This window comes from Heyndrickxia shackletonii, from assembly GCF_001420715.1.
Lineage (GTDB): Bacteria > Bacillota > Bacilli > Bacillales > Bacillaceae_C > Margalitia > Margalitia shackletonii.
Genome location: NZ_LJJC01000015.1, coordinates 128,040 through 149,643 on the forward strand (window position 1 = coordinate 128,040; position 21,604 = coordinate 149,643).

Below are 21,604 nucleotides of genomic sequence, written 5' to 3' on the forward strand. Positions count from 1 at the left end.
ATCTCTCCGACGTCATTTCATTAGGGTTTCGCTGAAATGGCATGCGACCCAGCGGCCTTCGCGGACTTCGCGCCATTCTGGAACTTCTTTGCATTTTTCGGTGGCGATTGGACAGCGTGTGCGGAATCGGCAGCCGGATGGTGGATCGATTGCACTTGGCAGATCACTGTTTAGGACAATCCGTTCCCTGCGGCGTTCTACCTTTGGATTTGGTATTGGAATAGCCGACAGTAGCGCTTGTGTGTAAGGATGTAATGGTTCACGATATAGTTCTTCTGATGGGGCCATTTCCACTATATTTCCTAAATACATTACACCAATACGGTCGCTGATGTATTTTACCATCGATAAATCATGGGCAATAAACAGGTAGGTTAACCCCTTTTCTTTTTGTAGCTTCTTTAAAAGATTTACTACCTGCGCTTGAATGGAAACATCCAGTGCGGAAATCGGTTCATCAAGAATCATGAACTCCGGCTGCACCGCAAGGGCCCTGGCAATCCCAATACGTTGACGCTGTCCTCCTGAGAACTCATGCGGATATCTGCTCGCATGCTCTTTTTGAAGTCCTACCAGTTCCAACAATTGCTGAACCTTATCCGCTCTTTCTTTCTTGGTTTCATATAAATGATGAATATCCATCCCTTCTGCAATAATATCTTCCACCGTTTTACGTGGATCCAAGGATGCATAAGGATCCTGAAACACCATCTGCATTTTCCGATGAACGCGATTTTTTTCTGTATTGTTTAAACTACCATGTATCGGCTGCTGATTAAAAATTACCTCTCCACCTGTAGCTTCATATAGCTTTAGAATCGTTCGACCAGTTGTAGATTTGCCGCATCCTGATTCTCCTACAAGTCCGAATGTTTCCCCCTTCATAATTTGAAAACTAACATTATCTACAGCCTTTAACGTAATTTGTCCACCTAATGTAAAATACTTCGTTAAGTTTTTCACTTCCATAATTGGTTCATTGGATGGATGACGTTCCATTAACGCAACGGATGATTCATCTTTTTTAACCAATGTAATGCCTTTTTCATTCACCGTAATAGGAGGAGTAACTTTAGGCGCTTTCTCATGGAGCAGCCAGCTTGCTGCATAGTGGGTTTCAGAAACCTTATACATCGGAGGCTCTAGCTCATAATCAATAGCCAATGCATATTCGTTCCTTGGAGCAAACGGATCGCCTTTTGGCGGATCCATTAAGTCCGGCGGAGAACCAGGTATGGAAATTAATTCGCCTGTGGTATCTAAACTTGGCATAGAACTAAGCAGTCCCCAATTATATGGATGCTTTGGATCGTAAAAAACATCATCCACAGTGCCTTTTTCAACAATTTTCCCTGCATACATAATGGCTACGGAATCTGCAATATTCGCTACTACCCCCAAGTCATGTGTAATTAAGATAATCGCAGTTCCCGTCTTTTTCTGAATATCCTTTAATAGATCTAAAATCTGTGCCTGAATGGTAACATCTAAGGCAGTTGTCGGTTCATCAGCTATTAAAATTTTCGGATTACATGCCAAGGCAAGGGCAATCATAATACGTTGACGCATACCGCCTGAAAATTGATGGGGATATTGGTTAAATCTCATTTCTGCATTGGGGATTCCGACTAATTGAAAGAGTTCCATTGCGATTTCTTTTGCTTTACTTTTACTTAATTTTTGATGCTTGATAACACTTTCCGCAACTTGTTTTCCAACCTTCATCGTTGGATTAAGAGCTGTCATCGGGTCTTGGAAAATCATAGAAATCTCTGAACCGCGAATACTCTGCATTTTTCTTTCGGACAACTGCACTAAATTTTGCCTATTAAACCAAATCTCCCCTTGATCGATAGAGGAAATTCCTTCCGGCAATAATCGCATAATAGCCCTGGAGGTAACGGATTTTCCCGATCCTGATTCGCCAACGATTGCTAATGTTTCCCCTTTTTTCAAGGTAAAATTAACACCTCGAATAGCGCGGACCGTCCCGGCATATGTTTTAAAAGAAACATGGAGATCCTTCACTTCTAAAATGTTTTCCATACTTTGTGCCTCCCTAAAAACTCTCATTATGATAGGCTTTCATATCTATTTCCGCATTTTTGGATCAAAGGCATCTCTTAATCCGTCCGCCAATAAGTTAAAACACACCATTAATGCCGTAATGATAATCGCTGGATATAATAAAAGATAAAATTGATTCCGCATCGCTCTAAAACCATCGTTAATCAGTACCCCCAAGGAGGCTGCAGGCTCTTGCAAACCAAGTCCAATGAAGCTAAGAAACGCTTCGGTAAAAATCGCACTAGGAATTGTAAACATCATATTAATAATGATTAATCCAATCGTATTCGGAATCATATGATTCATAATAATTCGTTTATTGCCTGCCCCTAATGAGCGAGATGCGAGGATAAATTCCTGATTTTTATACTTAAAAATCTGGGCACGAACAAGCCTCGCCATATTGACCCAACCTGTGATAACCATCGCGACTGTAATGGTGATGATCCCTGGTTTCATCATCATAATTAATAGAATCACGATGACAAGGTGAGGAATTCCTACTAAAACTTCAATCACTCTTTGCATAAAGCTATCTACTTTTCCGCCAAATAAAGCGGATACTGCTCCAAAGGTAACACCAATCGTTAAATCTAAAATACTTGCTAAAAAAGCAATATAAAGTGAAATTCTTGTCCCGTCCCATATCCGTGTCCATTGATCCCGTCCAAATTTATCCGTTCCAAGCCAGTGATTACTATTAGGAGACTGATAGGTTTTAGAATAGTCCGTTTGATAATAGTTATAGTGATTCATATATGGACCCACAATAGCCAATATAATAATGAGGGCTAAAATAACTATGCTGACAATTGCAGCCTTATTTTTTTTAAGCCGAATCCAGCTATCCTTCATAAAGGATAAGGATGGCCTCGAAATTTTTTCAATATCCTCATGTTTCCTGCCGACTACTTGAAACAATTCATCAGGCAGGGAATCCATTTTTCGGTTTGCTTCCGCCATTTATCTCACCCCTTTGCTCCACTAATTCGAATCCTTGGATCAATAACACTATATAGAAGGTCTATTACGAGCATGGTTAAAATGAAAAACGCGCTGTAGAAAAGGGTTACACCCATGATGGTTGTATAATCATTAAACTTAATGGAATCAACGAACAAACTACCAATTCCAGGGATACTGAAGATACTTTCAATTACTAATGAGCCAGTTAAAATGCTTACCGCCACAGGACCCAAAATGGTGATAACCGGTATCATCGCATTACGAACAGCATGTTTGATAATGACTGTCCATGCGCTTAGTCCCTTTGATTTCGCTGTTAAAATATAGTCTTGCTGAAGGACATCTATCATTTCCGTTCTCATGAAACGAGCAATTAAAGCGACAATCATTAAGGATAGCGCAATGGTTGGCAGTATCGAGCTATCATAGCCTTCCCAAAAGGCAACGGGCAGGATTCCCCACTTCAAACCAACATAATATTGCAGTAATGCTGCAAAAACAAAATTCGGAATCGAAACCCCTATTACCGCAATAAACATGGTCAAATAATCCCAAAATGAATTATGCTTTAATGCAGCGACCATCCCTAAAATAAGTCCTATCGACAATCCAAGAATAACTGCTTGTGCTCCTAATAAAGCAGACGGAACAATACGTTTGGCAAGCAATTCGTTTACGGATTGTCCTTTATAATAATAGGAAACTCCAAGATCACCTTTGACTAAGTTTTCTAGATACCTTCCGTATTGAACATATACTGGTTTATCTAGCCCGTACTTTGCCAAAAATTCAATTCGTTGCTCCTGTGAAAGAGTGGCCAGCTTTTCCTCATTAAAAGGGGAGCCTGGAAGCATCTTCATTAAGAAAAATGTGATGGTTGCAATTATCCATAACGTGACGATAATATTCACGATTTTAATCCCGATAAACTTTTTCATGAAAACACCTCATCTTTCCATTTAAGGTAGAAAATCAATTAATGTAAAAGTTTCTCCTAATCTGCTGGAGTCATATGTTGTTAATAGAAATAGATTAGGAGGGGATAGAAGGATCCCCTCCTAATCGGAGTTATTTATCTATTTTTACATATTTAAGTTCTAGCGTTGCTCCTGGAGCAATCTTTAATCCTTTGACTTTTGGATTAATCATATAGGCTCTTCCATCAAAATAAAGCGGAGTCATGTTACCATCTTCGATTAATAGTTTCTCAGCTTGAACAAACATATCTATACGCTTGTTCTCATCTTTTTCAACCTGTGCTCCATCGACTAAAGCATTATATTCCTTGTTGTTATAATTACCTCGAGATTGCGTTTTTGGATCTACCCATTCGTACATGAAGGTTAATGGGTCATTATAATCTGCACCCCATCTGTTCACGGCTAGCGTAAAGTCTCCATTACGCATTGCTTCTAATCTTCCGCTGAAAGGCTTCGTTACGATGGATACGTCAACTCCAAGATTTTTCTTATATTCGCTTTGAAGGAAGGTAGCTGTATCTTTTGATACTGAATCGTCTGATACTAATAGCTCAATCTTCGGTAATTTACCGCTTTCTTTAATTCCTTCGGCTAATAATTCTTTTGCCTTTGCAACATCTGGTTTAAATACATCCCCTGCAAGTTCACGGTAGGTTTTACCATCCGTACCATTCATACCTGCTGGAACAAGTCCCGTTCCAGGCAATGATCCGTTATTTAGAATGGTATCCGTTAAAATTTTCGGTTCCACTGCCAATTGAAAGGCTTTTCTAATTTTTTGATTATCAAAAGGCTTTTTCTTAAGGTTCGCTTGTGTGAAATAAGTTCGGAACATAGTTTCCGTACCAAAACCTTCTTTATCTTTATAAGAATTAACATCTGAAGATTGAAGATATACCTTATCCAACTTACCTGATTCATATAGATTTAAGGCAGTGCTTGCTTCCTTAAGAACATCCATATTCACTGTCTGGACTTGGACATTCTTTTTATCCCAATATTTATCGTTTTTCTTTAAAGTGACACCTTTTGCTTGATCATAAGAGGTTATAACATAAGGACCATTGTAGAGGATGCTGTCTGCTGTAAGTGCGAATTTGTCAAATCCAACTTTTTCAACAAATTTTTGATTCAAGGGAAAATACGTGACAAATGCAGTTAAACTTAGGAAGAAAGGTGTTGGCTGATTTAATGTGACTACAAGTGTTTTATCATCTTTTGCTTCAACAGCGACTGCTGAAGCATCCGCTTTTCCAGCATTATAATCCGCTGCACCTTTTACAAATTGAGCGATGATAAATGCATACTGGCTGGCTGTATTCGGATCCAAGGCTTTAAGCCAAGAATATTTAAAATCGGCTGCAGTTACAGGATCACCATTGCTCCATTTAATTCCGTCTCTTAGGTGGAAAGTATACGTAAGCTTATCATCTGAAATATCGACGCTTTTTGCCATAGCCGGCTGTGGCTGGTTATCTTGATCCAAACGATATAGACCTTCCAGCGTATTATTTAAAATAGTGAAGGAGGTTCCATCCGTTGTTTTCACTTGGTTCAAATCCGGAATATCAGATTCTAATGCTAAATTTAAAACACTATCTTTTGCTTTTTCAGTGCCGCCATTTCCATTACTGGACGTAAAACCACCACATCCACTCAGTATGAGTGTTAGCAATACAACCAATGAAACGCTACTAATCCATGCCTTTCTCATCATACTCCCCCTTAGTTTAAAGTGCTAAAGCTTGTCTAAAAAGTAGAATAATAGGATGCAGTCACTCATATGATGGTGAAAATTGGATTTTCATAGAGTTTAAGCATTCCTAACATAAAAATACGTTAATGAACCTTACACATATGCAATTATGTCTTAAATATTCTAGTTCCCAATACATATGTAAGATTGATTAACATTAAAAATATTATACAAAGTTACGGAAAGATGGTCAACAGAATTTTATAAATATTATAAATAGTTTGAATTATGACGAAAGTTGTGTTTTGGAACTGAATCTGAAAATTAAGATAGGTCATTGGATCTGTATCAGGATGGATAGTTAGGTCCCTTTTCCCAAGGTTTTTAAATTAAATTAGAAATGCATATTTTTTAGGAAGAATGACTGATAGAGGGTAAAACTTTCTTGTGCGATGGATTAAGTATAAACATGAGAGTTTTATAGATCAAAATCCATAAAAAAAAGAAGGACGAGGTACCTGTCCTCCCTACCTATCTCTTAAGTGGCGGTTAATAGTTTTCTTATTTTTGTTAATACTGTCCTACGATTATCGTCATTTGCAAGAACGATAAAAATATAGTTTTCATTGAGATATTTGTCTAACCAATTACTAACTCCAGGGAAGCCGCCTTCATGTCCATTTATGTTTTCTACAAAAACCCGTGGGAATACACCCAGTATTGGAGTTTTATCTGAAAATATATTCTCCTTTTCCGTGATTAGTTTGTTCTTTCTAGAAAAATTCCATAAATAATGTAAAGTTTAACTGTTAATTGGATTTATCATTAAATAGTTCTCTTAAAATGGGCATCGCTGATTCATAATCATTTTTATAATGTCCAAAGCTTTCATCGCTTACGATTTCAAATCCAAACTTTTGGTATAACCCAATTGCTTTATAACTCCAAGTTTGTGTATGCAAATAGATATCTTTGTTTCCTTCAAGAATGGAAAGTGTTTTAATTGACTCAAAGACCAGCGCCTTCCCAATCCCTAAACCCTGGTAATTTTCCTTCACTGCAAACCAATGGATGGATGGAACCCGATCATTTGCTGACATATTCCACCAACTTGTTATCGTACCAATTTCCTCCCCGTTCTCATTCTGTACGAACAGCAACCTTTTTTTCAGATCGTCCAAAAACGGCAAATAGTTTGCCTGAAAATAGTTTAATCCTTCTTTAATTGTAGAAAACTCTCCAACGGATGCTTCGATCTCTGCCCACTTCTCTTCTTTTCCTTCAGAAAAAAATACGAAGGAGAAACCTGGTGGCAGCAAGGGGGATTTGGGTATTTTCATACCCGAACGTCTTTTCATAATGACATTAAAATAAGGAATAGACTTATTAAGCATTAGACTCATCCCTTCTGGGGAAAGTACTGCGATTTCCACTAATTTAGTAAACTTTCACATTATAATCTGCTTTGAATCCTTTTTATTGCATCAATAATTACGTCTGGTCTATCCATATGGACAGAATGGCTAGATCTTTTCGCAAAAACCAATTCACTAACATTTGTAAGTTTTTCCTGTTCCAATATAAGTTCTTGCCATTTTTCTTCAAGTAATCTTATTTCCCATTCTGGCAATCCATCTTGAACTCCTAATTGAATGTTAAATTCCTTATCCCTTCCGATGATGATTAAGGGTTTATCAGGAAAGTCTCCTATATTCTTTATGATTTCAGCATCATTTTTCCAATTAGAAATCTCAGAATACATTGCCTTATACAAATTAGGATTTGTTTGAAAATCCATCAAGCGATGTTGAATTTGTAATGGAAAAAGCTTTTGTTTTTCCGAAAGGGACGGGTTAATCATCTTTCTTAATTCTTCTTGGTTCATATTTGAATATAATAGACACTTTTCCATCCACTTCTCATCCGAATCCTCATTTAAAACAGGTAAATCTAATTCGTCTAAGATTCTTAAATCAACGGATGTTGAATCGACTAAAACGATTCCTTTAACATTTTCAGGATGTAATTGGACAAAATGCTGTGCACATAATCCGCCATATGAATGCCCAACCAATAGTATCTGTTCATCGATTTCAAGAAGCCTCATCATTTCCTGCATTTCATTTACTACCGCTTCCGTATTACGTACCTCATTACCAATTTCACTTTCGCCAAGTCCTGGTCTATGAAACATAAAAACTCTGTTCGTTTTACTTAATGTTTCCGTAATCTCATGCCATTCATCAAATGAACAACCCATCCCTGTAAGAATGATAATTGGTGTTCCGCTATATCCTTTTTGTTGAATCTCGATTTTATTTTTATATATGGTTAAAAAGGTATTAATTTTGGGTCACCTCTAAGTATTTACTTATTCTATTTCATCTAATTCGTAGCTATAGCACTTCTATGAGATATATCCCCTTCTAGGACAAGTCTAATATTCTCCTTATCTAGTTCCACTATGGTCAAACTAGTATCATGAATAAATGGTGGATTCCAAAGTCTTTCGATTGAAAGACCTTTAAAAATCAGTAATAAACATTTAATAACAATGGAATGGGTAACGATTAATATGTTTCCCGATGAATGCTCCTTTTGGATACGTTCTAATACTTTTAATACCCTTTCTTTAACATCAGCAATACTTTCTCCTTGTGCAGGGGTATACAGATGAGGGCAATTCCAAAAAGCATTGTAGTCATTTGGATAGTTTTCTTTAATGCTTTCTTTCGTTTTTCCTTCCCATTCCCCAAGAAATATTTCCTTTAAATTATCCTCATAAATAATAGGAATATTTCTATCGCCACAAATCATTTTAGTTGTTGTTACAGTCCTTCCGCTGGGGCTAGAATAAATGGCGGAAAAAGATGTATCCTTGAGTCTTTCTCCTAATTCTATAGCGTTTTTAATCCCGTTCTCTGTTAAGTTGGAATCCTTCCATCCTTGCATTCTATTTTGCGTATTCCATTCTGTTTCACCGTGTCTTGTTATATAGAGTGTTATCATCAGACTACCTCACTTTAATAAATTCGTTCTTATGAACCACTTAAATATCCCCAAACATCTCAGACAATTCCAAAAGATTTTCTGCTAACCATGTCATTTCATTTTGAAATTGAACCTCTTGATACCTTTCTTGATTTAATTGAGGTGTAACCCACCAAACACTTTCTAAATACCACAATAATTGAAGAGAACGAACCACAGTTCCGCTCTTAAGTTTACGTTTTGTTTTATAGCCATCTATGAACGCAATGGCGGAATTTCCATGAAACTGCTTATCTTTCAATACACCAGACATTATGGCTCTTGCAATATCCAATTCAGGATAATCGAATGCAAAACGGTCAAAATCGAGAATGGCTGATAGATGATCCCCATTAAATAATAGATTGTCTACCCACAAGTCTCTATGTCCCCAGCCTGGATCACAAGAACTAATCCATTCCAAATCAAAATGTTCTGTTGCTCTGATTTGCATTTCTACTAATCTCGTTAATGGATTGTTTTCTTGCACTCTTTGATAGAGTGTTTTCCAATGTTCTAATCGTTGTTGACGGCTTGGAGGAATAAATTTAGGAGTTTTTGCAACTCCGTGTGTACCATCGTTAAAAACATTGTGCATTTGCCCAGTTATTTTCCCCAGGCTATACATTTGATTTTCATTTAACGTTCCCGGCAGCATGTTATCTCCAGTCATATGTTCCATAATGATAAATCGTTCACCACTAGTGGAGGTGTGTATAACATTTCCATTATGTGTTAAAACTTTAGGACAAGGTGTTCCATTTTCGTATTGCCTTAATTGTTCCTGAATGGCTATATTTTGTTCTGAAGAAACTTGTTTTAGGTCATACTTCTCATATCGTTCCTTACTAAACTGCTTAATAACAAATATTCCTTCTTCGGTCTCTACTTTCCACTTCAGATTTAGTAACCCCAAACTGAACTGCGCCCGTGTATATATGTGCAAACCAAATAAATTTTCTATAGTATCTTTTATATCCAAATAAATACTTTCGGGGGACTTCATTATGGTTTTTATCATCAATTCCTCGCTTTCTATCATTTAATATCTACTACCTCAAAACGCTCGCAAACCAGCAACATATCTTCTCGGAATTCTTTTCCTATTTTCTTTAGTTCAGATTGAAAGAATTTTTCGTGCGCCTCTTTCCAGTATCGATAAGTTCGATCCCCTTCACCTTCTGCAACAGCGAATTCTTCCGGGACTTCATTCATTGGTAAAACCTTAACATCTATTGTTTTAATAATGGCTACCGGTTTATCCTGACTGTTTAATATAATGCTATAATCATCTGTTGTCGGAAGTGGTTCATTTTCCAATTCATAAAAGATATGGGCAGAACATGTGGCTGTTTTAATTCCTTCTACCACCAATTGCGCAAGATTATCTGGATCTGCTCCAAATTGCCATGCACTCACAGATTGAGGTTTTATCCTGTTTCCCCAAAAATGATCCCAATACATTTGTGCTTCATGATTCATTTGTTATTCCACCTTTACATTTTTTCTTAAACATTTTTCCATTCAGCGGCGTATTTTTTTCGATATTCTAGGATTTCTTCACTCTCTATTAGTCTTAATCCCGCATCTTTTATGATTTCGTCTTGAACATGGTCATATAATTTCCTAAGTCCTTGAATGATGTCACAGCGTATTAAAGTATAGTTCTGTTCAGATTTACAGGAAATAAATCTGTTTACCAGATGCAACGTTACTATCTCCTTTTGTAAAGTACCACCCAAACCTCGTACGCCCAATTCACTTCTTTCTCTGTAACAGAAAGAATATATTGGAATGCTTCGTCTTGAACGTATTTATTTGGATCACTTAATTTTTCAAAATATGTTTTTATCGTTTGATACACTATCCTTTTCCCCATCCCTGTTTTCAATCCAAGATTTGATACAAAAGCAGCAAATCTTTTAAAAATACGCATAACCATTTTGCCTTTAATTCCTGCTATTAGCAGTATCCTACCTTCCTTTATATGCACTAATTTTAATTTTCTAACACTTTGGATTAGGTTGCGGTAATCGAACAGAAAATCTAACCCCTTGTCTTTCTTAACGTTAATTTCGAATTCTGGTAAGATAGAAGTGGTGAATATGATCCGAAAGGAAGCACACTCCATTGTTTGAAACTTTACTGTTGAACTTTTTATTTTTACTGTTTCCGGTTTTAATCTTTTTAATATTTTTTGAGCATAGGCCACACTCTTATAATAAAATCATTCTAATTTTATTATCAGCGGCGACAATGATTCTATGTATCACCGTGCCTATTAAATTAAGCATTGGCTTTATTATTGATTTACGATACATCCCATTTATTATTATGGCCCTTTATGGTGGTTACAAATATGCTTTTCCCCTCTATATCGTATTAAATATATATCGAACCTACATCGGAGGAGAAGGGACACTTAATTCTTTGATCTTTTCGACTGTTGTCTTCCTTATTATACCATTATTAAATCGTAAATTTGTTCCATTGAATTCGAAAAGTAGAGTATTATTTGCGGGGGCTGTATGTTTTTTTAATGTGGCATTTTACTTGATCACCTTAAGTATATTTTTTGAAAAACTAAATCGAGATTTCTGGTATATAACCATTTCAACCATAACAACCAACGTAGGGGCAATGCTGGTTATTATGGTGTTAATCGAGAAAATTATTACGAATATGAAAAATCGTGAACAGTTTATACACTCGGAGAGATTAAATGTCGTGAGTGAGTTGTCAGCGAGCGTTTCTCATGAAATTAGAAATCCGCTTACGGTTACGAGTGGATTTTTGCAGCTTTTAAAAAAATCAAAAACCATCACTCAGGAGGAAAGGAAATATATTGAATTATCTCTACAAGAATTAAATCGAGCGGAGAAAATTGTGAGTAATTATCTTTCCTTTGCTAAACCCCAATCCGAAAATATGGTCTATTCGAACTTCTTTGCAGAAACTGAATATGCCAAAGATCTGATCATTCCATATGCTAGTATGCACCAAGTGGAAGTCCAATTTCATTTTAATAACACGCTTAATACAAGATATGATCAAAATCAAATCCAACAATGCTTAATTAATTTATATAAAAATGGAATTGAAGCGATGAAGGACACCGGTGGCGGCACTTTACTGATTGATGTCTCGGAAATAAAGCATCATATTATCATCAAAATTCAAGATACGGGCATTGGCATGACTCGAGAGCAAATTTCTCGTTTAGGCAAACCATATTATTCTACGAAGGAAAAAGGAACAGGACTCGGTATGCTCATGGTATACAGCACCATCAATAAAGTAAATGGGACGATTGAAATCGATAGTCAAAAAGGAAAAGGGACGACTTTTCTTTTAAAAATACCCAGTCAATCTTAATGGGACGACTCCTTGAAGTGGGAATCGTCCCATTTTTGTTCCCGCTGGTACCCGTTACCTCAAAATTCTTCTATTGGCTTAATTAATGCTAATATCTGATGAATCAATTGTATTCATATTAACTTGCATACATTTCTCCAGGCTAAATATGTCTAGCAAAAAAAGAGAAACAGGATTTTTACCTACTTCTCTCTATAATTACTTCTATTGTTTTGGGCAAAATCATATCCCGATATTTAGATTATTAGTAGTTAGCTAAATTGCTCTCACTTGTTACATTAATAATATAGGCACCAGAGTGAATTCTCTTCATAAATTGTGCCATAACACTTGTAGGTACGGATACGCATCCAGCTGTAGGACGTCCATTATCACAATGCAAGAAAAACCCGGAACCTCCCCCGACACCATTATGATAGTTAATAACTATTGCATAATGATATTGAATAGGATAATCGGCTAAATGTTCATCATATGTACTGGATGATGTTCTCTCTTGCCAAGAATTATAGTGAGGATCCTTTACGTTTGAAATCCAATAACTTTTTGGAGTAATTTTTCTAAATGGTAATTGGGTACCGGGATTGCTCGTTCCGAAAGCAAATCCAAGGCTGTAACTCCCCTTTGGCGTTCTACTAAGGCTTTCACTAGCGGTTCCTACCCCTTGGCTCCCAACGTGCCCGCTTGTTGTTATTACTTTTTCCCATGTTCCATTCCTTTTTTCTAGAAGTGTCACTTGAGCATTCGTTCCACTGGCTACTACTGTAACGATCTGATTTGTCTTTTTTGCCGTCTGACTTCGTGCCACTATAGCAGCAAGTCCTGTTTCTTTTTTTATCACTTTGCTGCTTGTAGAAGAGATGGAAGCAGTCTTTTGCTGTTTGCCCTTTGTTGAAGAATTGCTAGGGCCTTGTTGTTTTTCTTTTATAGAAGGATTCTGCTTACTTATATTATCCTTAACAGCATCTTTTCTTTCTTTCGATACTAAAACAGTGTTTACTTTTTCCAATAGATTTTTAAGATCATTTTTTGCCTTCGTATTCTTAATTGAATCGACCATCTTCATTGCATCCGAATATTGAACTTTAGAAACACTTCCTTTAACGGTTAAAGTTTTATAATCCGAAAAAAGGGATTGTACCTTTTTATTTGCGGCCTGGATTGCGTTAAACTGGGAATTTATTATTTGAACATTACTTTTATATGTATCTGCAATTCTAGAATTTATTACCTTTACTTGGTCAAAATTATTATTCATCGTTGTTATTTGTGTTAATTTAACATCATTTGCAATTACTCCTTTTTCCAATAACTCGCGTATCTCCTTTTGGAAATTAAAAAGAAATAGAATTTTACTAAGTTCATTTTCCATTGAGGATTTTAGCTTGATGTCTTTTACTAATTTTACTTTTTCCAAAGCATTGTCTATTTTTTTTTTTGATAAATCAGCGGCTAATGCCTCTTTTTTGGGATTTGCATATAATTTAATTATTTCTTCTTTGGCAGCTTGAATTCGTTGTGTATTCATTTCTTCTATTAATTTCTGCTCATTCGCGTTAACAGCATTTGCATGACTCATAAATCCGTATCCCCCTGCACCTGCTAATAAAATAATAATGATGAAAGTAATAACTATCTTTTTATCATTTCTCATCTTTGTCATCTCACCTGTCATTTCACAATAATTAGTATTTTAGAAAAATCCCTCACTTTAATAATTTCATTTAACTTGTTTAGTTGTAAACCTACTGCTGGCAAATAAATTCTTATTGTAATATATAAAATCAATATGAAATAATATTAACCGTAAAGAAAATTATCTTTTACTCAGAGACTGATTAATAAATGAAGAATAATAAAAGGACCCAATTCAACTGAGTCCTTTTTATCTACAATAATCCATTTATTTAAACTTGCTCTAACAACCCCATCTCCAAGCATGTCTTTAATGCAAGATTTTTAACACCCGATGCAAAGCGAACCTCAATCATTTCTCCGTCTGATTTTATAATGACTCCGTGCCCGAAGACCCTGTGCTTGATATCCATTCCTGATGTTATATCCTTTTGATCCCGGATTGCATTAGGATTATATGGAATGGTTGTCTTCCCTACTTTTATTGCTCTTTTCGTTTTTGAAGAAGTTGTATCTTCTTGAATCATGATTTCGTATTCCGGATTAATAATTTTTCTTACCTGTAATACGAATGGAGATTCCTGAACCATTTTCCCATCTCTTTCTTTATAGCTGATGAGTTCCAGATGTTTTTTCGCTCTGGTCATCCCAACATAGAACAAACGGACTGCCTCTTCCATGGCATCCTCTCCCGCTGCTCCATTTTTTAAGTCGTCAGAAGTAGGAATAATTCCGTCGATTAGGTCAATCATATACACTCTCTCGAATTCCAAACCCTTTGAACTATGAAATGTAGAGAACGTTACTACATTTTGCCCCTTTTTGAACCTAGCATTTTTCAGAACAGACTCCAAATACTTAAGACGGCTGGCGAACTCCTCCATCGTCTCTAATCCAATGGCAATTTCCTCCAATGTGTTCAGGATTCCAAGTAAATATTCTTTGCGAAACCCCAGTCGCTCACACATTTTTTCAATCGATTTCTCATAACCCAAACGTTCCCGAATAACTCTGATAGCATGCAGCGGTGGCATCCCTTTCATTTCCTGAAACGTTTCTTTGCTTTCGGTTAACAGCTTCACCTGGTATTCTTGAAGCGGAACAAATTTTAATAAATTATCAAAAACGGATTCATTATTATGGATTTCTTTTAATTTCTCCATTTGTTTTCTGCTGATATATCCGTTAAATTTCAAATGAATTTTCTCTAAGATATCCGTCCGCTTATCAGTAAACGTCATTCGCATGAAATTTAAAATATCGTCCACAACCCAATGTGAAAAGAATCGATTATCCGCATCCTTCATGTAAAAAGGGATTCCCGCACGTTCAAACTCATTCATCAGTGCAATGGAGGATGAATTATTTCGGTATAACACCGCTACCTCTGCAAGATTGTCAGCCTTCCGTATCTCCTCTACTAAATACTTTGCTTGATTTAAGTAGTTCGGAAAACTTTTAATCTCGATCGGATGATGCGAAGAATTTTGGGTAAACATATTTTTGTTATAACGATTCTTGTTTTGCTTAATAAACTGATTTGCTACATCTACTATGTCCTTTGTTGAACGATAATTTTGTTCCATGAAAAGAATATTCGCATTTGGATACACTTGCTTGAAGTTTAAAAGATAAGATGGTTCCGCACCACGCCAGCTGTAGATGGACTGGTCGTCATCGGCAACTACACAAAGATTCTGATGCTTCCTAACTAATTTTTCAATAATAGCATGCTGAACCAACGAAGTATCTTGACTTTCATCAGTCAAAACATAATCATAACGATCTTGATAAGATTGTAGGATTTCCTCGTTTATTTCCAAAACATGCTCTGCATTGGCAAGCATATCATCATAATCGAGCAGTAGCTTATGATACCCCGATTTCTTGAATGCTTCATATTCCCGAAAGATCTTCTCTGCTTCTGGAACATCCACTTTCACCTGTTCCCATTTATTTAGGGGAATCATTTTATTTTTGATAAAACTGATGTAGGTTGTCAGTTCGTCTAATTGATCATCCGTGATATTTTCGCCAACAATAGATTTGAATATATTCCGAAGAATAATTTTCTTATGTAATGGAGAATCCTTGAAATCTCCCGCTCCCAGTTCTTTCAAATCCCCTTCAATAATTTGATAAGAAACCCCTGTTTTGCGGAAATGATCCCGTACCACCTCAAAAGCAAAACTGTGAATAGTAGAAAAATCAACAGGTGGAAGATGAGGAAAAAAGCGTTTGAAACGCTCCTTCATATCATTAGCAGATGCCTTGCTAAAAGTAACCGCCTTAATTCTTGCAGGGTCTATCTGTTTTTCTTCTATTAAATATCCAATCCGCATAATAATCGTAGTGGTTTTCCCTGACCCAGGGGATGCCAATAGTAACAGCGGCCCTTCTGTTTGCAGCACCGCACTTCTCTGCACTTCATTCAGAGACACTCCTATTTCATTCTTCTTGCGGATAAAAAAATCTTTCCTTACCTTCATTGCATACTTTCCCTTCACCAATACTATTATTTTATTATAACATCTGTGAATTGTTTGAGGACGAACAGACATTTAATCAGAAAAAACAGTTGCTTTACTAATGCACAACCTGCTTATTGAAGCTATTTCAAATAGAAAGGAGAAATGGGCATGAAACAATATGTAAAGGAGTTTTTTGGTGATATTCATGTTCGAATAATGAGTGTGCTAGTTTTAATCGGAATCATTTTTATCGCAAGGAGTTTTGGTGAATGGGCAACGTGGTTGGCAATCGTTATCGGTATGGCTGGCTATGCCTTCGCGGAATATTTAATCCACCGCTTTATTTTTCATATGAAGCCGCCTAAAAGCACATTAATGTTAAAATTCATCAAAAGAATTCATTATGATCATCATGTTGACCCTCGTAATTTAAAATTATTGTTTTTACCTGTATGGTATAGCCTACCAAACATTGTTATCATTTCTCTCCTAGCTTTTTTCGTTATTCAAAACGTAATCTTAACAGTCGCTTTTGCTGTTGGCATTTCCACTTTCCTTTTGTATTATGAATGGACACATTATATAGCTCATAAGGAATACGTCCCAAAAACATCATGGGGCAAACGCATGAAGAAAATCCACCTATGGCATCACTATAAAAACGAAAACTACTGGTACGGTGTCACAAGCCCGACTTTTGATAAAGTTTTTGGGACCTATAAAGATCACCAAGCCGTTCCAAAGAGTGAAACGGCACGTGATTTGGAAAAGCGTGCATAGGATAGAGTGTATTCGAGAAGCTTGCCGCCATCCTTACAGCGAAGTAATCGGAAAGTATCTTCCACATGGTGATTTTTTCTGTTCGCGATTAAAGTAATGATCCTAACTTCTAAATACCCACATAATAAAAAGCCAACAGTATATCTGTTGACTTAAGAATGTCTTATTAAAGATAAAATCGATTTAATTTGATTTAATCGTTTTCCACGGCCTCCATCTTGCTCCTAATATTGAATTTATTATAGTAGCTATAATTACTCCTAAAATAAACGCAATTATTGGATGACTTTTTAATATAAACATAGGAAAAATCACTATACAAACTACTGTTACTACTAAATTAACTAAATAGCTTAATTTCGGTGGCATTAAAAAAACTCCTTTTTAAAATCTTAGTCAAAATATTATAATGGTATTTATTCCTTTTTTTACATATTATAGCACTAAAAATTCCAATTATCTAAAAAAAATCTAAATATTAATTATTCATTAAGAAAGGCTCTTTTCTAAAAGATTATTGTTTTTAGTTTCATTTATCATTTCCAGAATTTTCTGTTATATGAAGTAAAATAGTTAACCATTGGGAGTTACTTATGAAAAGAATAACATTGTTATCGCTATTATTAATATTTATGATTTCTTCCTCTGTGCAAGCATTGTCTTGGGCTTATCCTTTTGTTGTTTGGAATGGAAAGGTTTATGAAGTTAAACAAGAAGAAATAATTAAAGACAGTGAGATTGGTAAAGTCATAGGGGAAGTAAAGACCAAACCAAATGATATGACTGGAAATTATTACGGGGATGCTTCAAACTATTATCCAAAAGGAACAAAGTATTATGAAATAAAAGGGACATCAACTTCCACTACAATCGCAGTAAAAGAAGATAACCATTGGGTAAAGGCTGTTTATGTTCATAAAGCACCTTTTCACATAATGAATGTAATCTCTAACTTCTATTTCATATCAGCTATTGTAATAATCGCACTCATTATAGTCGGAGTCATATTACGAAATAATAAGTCTAAAAATCAACGATAATATTGAAACGATTTTATTTTTTTGACCTCTAATTTGAGATCTTTTATATTATGCACTTCTTAGCATTTCAACAGTTGTATAATTCGATTTTTGACACGCTGAAATAAGCATTTGCTCAACTTGATTTTAGACTAGTAATATTCAGGATAGGTGGTGAATCACTGTGATTGACTGGCGATGGAAGGAACTTGATATATTAGAAAGCCAAGAAAGATGGAATGAAGCAAAATCATTCCTAATAAAAAATTGGAAGCAACACCCCAGAGACTTAAAAGTTGTTATCCGACTTGGTTTCTTTTGCTGGTATGTCTTAGTCGAAGATGGGTGGCTGGGGATTAAAGACGTAGATTTTAATGAGTTAGAGACTGTGTTATATGAAGTTACCCAATTTGGATTAGCTAATTTTATGACAAATGAGGATTTTCTTTGGTGTTTTGGTTATATGATTTCACTGTTCCCGCATTACTTCGGTGACTGCGAACATTGGGAAGAAAAAGGTATTTCAATGTTAAAACGTGCTTATGAACTATGCCCAAATGAACCAGTGTATAGATATTCGTACTTAGGGAACTCCCCTAATACTCAGGAAAAACTTAAGGAAGAATTTTATCAGGTACAAAATGTTCTTGAAGATAGATTTCAAGGGGAAGGCGTATTATCCCAATATTTTAAAAGTGTGTGGCATAGTTTGCACGAAAATTGAACTAACCAAAACTTTAGATTATCAAGAATGGTGAACCTTTTGCTTGTTTCCCTGTAGTTTTTATTAGTAATTAACTACATAACGAAGGTATTCCAATACAACTCCTTACTCAATTAACCGGTACTTTAACACAATAAGGAAAAAATAAAGAGCCAAAAATATGGAAGTTTTTATGCATTTACTTGCTTTTCAGTTTTTTTTATCATAAAACAACTGCCATAATCAGCATTATTTGATGACAAAAGTTTAACATATTTTATATATTTAATATGTTAAACTCCTTTTGTATGGGATAAACATCAATGACCTAAAGATAAACTTTTAGTTATCAAGATATTTTGTTGCAACTCCTTGGAAACGTTCCATCCAAGTTTTCAAGCGGTTATGAAAGTTATTAACGTGCTAGATACATATTTATAAGTTTAAAAATAAAAAGCCTTATTACAGGCTTTCAATTTAATTTAATTATAAATTCTGCTAAATTTTTTCAGAAACTCTGTTATATCTCCCCCTCCGAGACCATATCACAATAGGTAAAAGAAGTAATGATAAAAGCCCCCCACTCAAAGATAATGCAGCATAACTTGCATTAGCTACCACCATTCCCGAAAGAGCACCACCAGAAGCTCCTGCTAATGCAATAAAAACATCGAGTGTTCCCTGAATTTTTGCACGTGTGGCCGGCTCTGTAGAATCCACTATTTGTGCAGTTCCACTGATTAAACCAAAGTTCCATCCCAATCCAAGTAAGGAAAGAGCAACTACTAACAGAACCATTGAATCGCTTGGTGCTAATGCTGCTAGTAAGCCAGCAAACAGCAATGTAATACCCGAAGCTATACTCATTGCTGTTCGACCAATTTTATCAACAAGAAGGCCAGTTACAAGTGAAGGCAGATACATTGAACCCACATGAAATCCTATAACAATACCTACTTCAGATAAACCATGCCCATGATGTTTCGTATGGACTGGTGTCATCGTCATAATAGCAACCATCACAATTTGAGTTAGAACCATGACTGTTGCACCGACCATAAGACCGCTTTTATTTCTTACTATATTTACGGTATCTGCTTTATTTCCATTCTCTTTTTCCTGTTTATAAACTGCTATCTTTTTGGCAATATCTAATGGATCAGGACGCAACATAATAAAAAGTACAATACCAGCTAAGATAAATGCTGTAGCTGATAAAATGAATGGACCAGCAAGTGACGGAACACCAATATGTAGAGCGAATTTTCCCATAATTTCTACTAAATTTGGGCCAGCAACAGCACCAAATGTTGTCATAACCATCGTAATACTAATAGCAGTTGCTCGTTGTTTTTTATTTGCTAAGTCAGTCCCTGCATAACGAGCTTGTAAATTTGTTGCTGTGCCTGAACCGTAAATCAGCAAAGAAGGAAATAAAAGAATTACACTATTTATCATGGCTGCAATAATAACTCCAATTGCACCGATTCCACCTACAATGAAACCAGTGGCAAGACCTGTACGACGTCCGTAACGTTGAGAAATTCTGCCAACAGTTATAGCTGCTCCTGCTGATCCTAAAGTAATTAAAGCTGTAGGAATTCCTGCATAGGCATCCGTTCCAAGCATTTGTTGTGCCAAAAGTGCCCCTACAGTCACTCCTGCTGCTAGACCAGCACCACCGAAAATCTGTGATAGACACACAACGAACAATACACGCTTATATATTTTTTTTAGACTTTCGGGTGAATCTATAAAACTTTCAACGGAACTTTGTTCTTTAGCCAACACTTATATTCACCTACTTAAATTTATTTGTGCATCTTTGAGATTATAACGTAACCATTTTGTCAGCTCATTCTACAACTTTAACATAATCATCCATTGTAAATATCATACATGAAGAAATTTTTTCTAGTAATCTCGATTTTAAACATATTCCACAAGCTAATAGTTCTCCATTAGTTTACTTCATCTTGAACAGACCTACATAAATTAGTTAGCAAATACAATATGTAATTTAGTCATTAGATTTGAAGTGACCTTATATTAATATTTAAATTGCTTTGGTCTTTATAACCCCTATAAAGGACAGTTCCTTTAAAATATTTGATTGCTTTGGTCTTTATGACCCGGATAAAGGACAATACCTTTGAAATATTTGATTGCTTTGGTCTTTATAACCCGGATAAAGGACAATCCCTTTGAAATATTTGATTGCTTTGGTCTTTATGACCCGCTTAAAGGACAGTTCCTTTAAAATATTTGATTCCTTTGGTCTTTATAACCCGCTTAAAGGACCATTCCTTTAAAATATTTGATTCCTTTGGTCTTTATAACCCGCTTAAAGGACAGTTCCTTTAAAATATTTGATTCCTTTGGTCTTTATAACCCGCTTAAAGGACCATTCCTTTAAAATATTTGATTCCTTTGGTCTTTATAACCCGCTTAAAGGACAGTTCCTTGGCCCCTATAAAATAAATACACAAATTTCATGACAGTACAGGATTTTCAATTATGTTGTCCTTTATAAACTCCATGAAGGACATGTCCAAGGGCATTTGCGGTTGTGTTGTCGATTAAGTCCATATAATTGTGTAAAAAGAATAGGTCATCATCATGACCCGTGTTACAATGTTTTCGACCAAGAAACCATTTACGGAGGACATGATGATGACCCAAATAAATATTACTATAAATTTAGAAGATCTCAAAGAAAAAATTGAAAAAAGCTCACTTGAATCACCCGTAAAAGCCTCTTTGACATTAATTTTAAATTCTTTGATGGAGAAAGAAAGAGACGAATATATCAATGCTCTTTCCCATGAAAGAACAGAAGAACGTAGAGGGTATCGAAATGGTTATTATGAGCGTGAATTAAT

The 21,604-nt window shown here is 35.7% G+C and carries 19 protein-coding genes; 5 read left to right on the plus strand and 14 right to left on the minus strand.

Features of this window, described 5'->3' with window-relative positions; all coding sequences use genetic code 11:
- Nucleotides 1–12 precede the first annotated feature (12 nt).
- The 11 genes from AN964_RS27370 to AN964_RS27580 form a co-directional block, all read right to left on the minus strand.
- A complete protein-coding gene (locus AN964_RS27370) occupies nucleotides 13–2,046 on the minus strand; it encodes an ABC transporter ATP-binding protein (protein WP_055742017.1) in 2,034 nt (677 codons plus the stop codon).
- A gap of 45 nt (nucleotides 2,047–2,091) precedes the next feature.
- Entirely contained in the window at nucleotides 2,092–3,030 is a 939-nt protein-coding gene (locus AN964_RS22375) for an ABC transporter permease (protein ID WP_055742018.1), read from the minus strand.
- 5 nt (nucleotides 3,031–3,035) lie between these two features.
- Nucleotides 3,036–3,971, minus strand: coding sequence for an ABC transporter permease (locus AN964_RS22380; protein ID WP_055742019.1), 936 nt, complete (start codon nucleotides 3,969–3,971; stop codon nucleotides 3,036–3,038).
- A gap of 130 nt (nucleotides 3,972–4,101) precedes the next feature.
- The gene (locus tag AN964_RS22385; RefSeq protein ID WP_055742020.1) at nucleotides 4,102–5,727 is read right to left on the minus strand and encodes a peptide ABC transporter substrate-binding protein; all 1,626 of its coding nucleotides are present in this window, start codon (nucleotides 5,725–5,727) and stop codon (nucleotides 4,102–4,104) included.
- Nucleotides 5,728–6,518: 791 nt separating this feature from the next.
- Entirely contained in the window at nucleotides 6,519–7,103 is a 585-nt protein-coding gene (locus AN964_RS22390) for a GNAT family N-acetyltransferase (protein WP_055742021.1), read from the minus strand.
- 59 nt (nucleotides 7,104–7,162) lie between these two features.
- Nucleotides 7,163–8,056, minus strand: coding sequence for an alpha/beta hydrolase (locus AN964_RS22395; protein ID WP_367592077.1), 894 nt, complete (start codon nucleotides 8,054–8,056; stop codon nucleotides 7,163–7,165).
- Between the two features lie 38 nt (nucleotides 8,057–8,094).
- Nucleotides 8,095–8,718, minus strand: a complete 624-nt coding sequence (locus tag AN964_RS22400) for a histidine phosphatase family protein (RefSeq protein WP_055742023.1) — start codon at nucleotides 8,716–8,718, stop codon at nucleotides 8,095–8,097.
- A 40-nt stretch (nucleotides 8,719–8,758) separates the two neighbouring features.
- A complete protein-coding gene (locus AN964_RS22405; RefSeq protein WP_161809308.1) occupies nucleotides 8,759–9,655 on the minus strand; it encodes a phosphotransferase in 897 nt (298 codons plus the stop codon).
- Between the two features lie 122 nt (nucleotides 9,656–9,777).
- Entirely contained in the window at nucleotides 9,778–10,221 is a 444-nt protein-coding gene (locus tag AN964_RS22410; protein WP_055742025.1) for an ASCH domain-containing protein, read from the minus strand.
- A gap of 26 nt (nucleotides 10,222–10,247) precedes the next feature.
- Nucleotides 10,248–10,448 carry a hypothetical protein gene (locus AN964_RS27575; RefSeq protein WP_055742026.1) on the minus strand — a complete coding sequence of 67 codons (201 nt, stop codon included), beginning with the start codon at nucleotides 10,446–10,448 and terminating at the stop codon, nucleotides 10,248–10,250.
- Nucleotides 10,449–10,453: 5 nt separating this feature from the next.
- Nucleotides 10,454–10,681 (minus strand): hypothetical protein, encoded by a 228-nt coding sequence (locus AN964_RS27580; RefSeq protein ID WP_235950755.1) that lies wholly within the window; start codon nucleotides 10,679–10,681, stop codon nucleotides 10,454–10,456.
- Nucleotides 10,682–10,869: 188 nt separating this feature from the next.
- Here AN964_RS27580 and AN964_RS22425 point away from each other — a divergent pair, with 188 nt between their 5' ends.
- Entirely contained in the window at nucleotides 10,870–12,114 is a 1,245-nt protein-coding gene (locus AN964_RS22425; RefSeq protein ID WP_055742028.1) for an ATP-binding protein, read from the plus strand.
- Nucleotides 12,115–12,358: 244 nt separating this feature from the next.
- Here the strand turns inward: AN964_RS22425 and AN964_RS22430 are convergent, their stop codons facing one another.
- Both AN964_RS22430 and AN964_RS22435 read right to left on the minus strand, forming a co-directional pair.
- The gene (locus AN964_RS22430) at nucleotides 12,359–13,768 is read right to left on the minus strand and encodes a hypothetical protein (protein ID WP_055742029.1); all 1,410 of its coding nucleotides are present in this window, start codon (nucleotides 13,766–13,768) and stop codon (nucleotides 12,359–12,361) included.
- 253 nt (nucleotides 13,769–14,021) lie between these two features.
- Nucleotides 14,022–16,238 (minus strand): ATP-dependent helicase, encoded by a 2,217-nt coding sequence (locus AN964_RS22435; protein WP_055742030.1) that lies wholly within the window; start codon nucleotides 16,236–16,238, stop codon nucleotides 14,022–14,024.
- Between the two features lie 150 nt (nucleotides 16,239–16,388).
- Here AN964_RS22435 and AN964_RS22440 point away from each other — a divergent pair, with 150 nt between their 5' ends.
- The 3 genes from AN964_RS22440 (at nucleotide 16,389) to AN964_RS22455 (ending at nucleotide 18,743) form a co-directional block, all read left to right on the plus strand.
- Nucleotides 16,389–17,000 (plus strand): sterol desaturase family protein, encoded by a 612-nt coding sequence (locus AN964_RS22440; RefSeq protein WP_055742031.1) that lies wholly within the window; start codon nucleotides 16,389–16,391, stop codon nucleotides 16,998–17,000.
- Between the two features lie 593 nt (nucleotides 17,001–17,593).
- Nucleotides 17,594–18,040 (plus strand): hypothetical protein, encoded by a 447-nt coding sequence (locus AN964_RS22450; RefSeq protein ID WP_055742033.1) that lies wholly within the window; start codon nucleotides 17,594–17,596, stop codon nucleotides 18,038–18,040.
- A gap of 163 nt (nucleotides 18,041–18,203) precedes the next feature.
- Complete coding sequence (locus AN964_RS22455; protein ID WP_055742034.1) at nucleotides 18,204–18,743, plus strand: hypothetical protein; 540 nt, start codon at nucleotides 18,204–18,206, stop codon at nucleotides 18,741–18,743.
- Nucleotides 18,744–19,220: 477 nt separating this feature from the next.
- On the opposite strand, the gene AN964_RS22460 is transcribed toward AN964_RS22455, so the two are convergent.
- On the minus strand, nucleotides 19,221–20,513 hold the full coding sequence (locus AN964_RS22460; protein WP_055742035.1) for an MFS transporter: 1,293 nt from the start codon (nucleotides 20,511–20,513) through the stop codon (nucleotides 19,221–19,223).
- A gap of 882 nt (nucleotides 20,514–21,395) precedes the next feature.
- Here AN964_RS22460 and AN964_RS22465 point away from each other — a divergent pair.
- Nucleotides 21,396–21,604: transposase (locus AN964_RS22465; protein ID WP_200915636.1), on the plus strand; the 209-nt coding region annotated here is incomplete at its 3' end.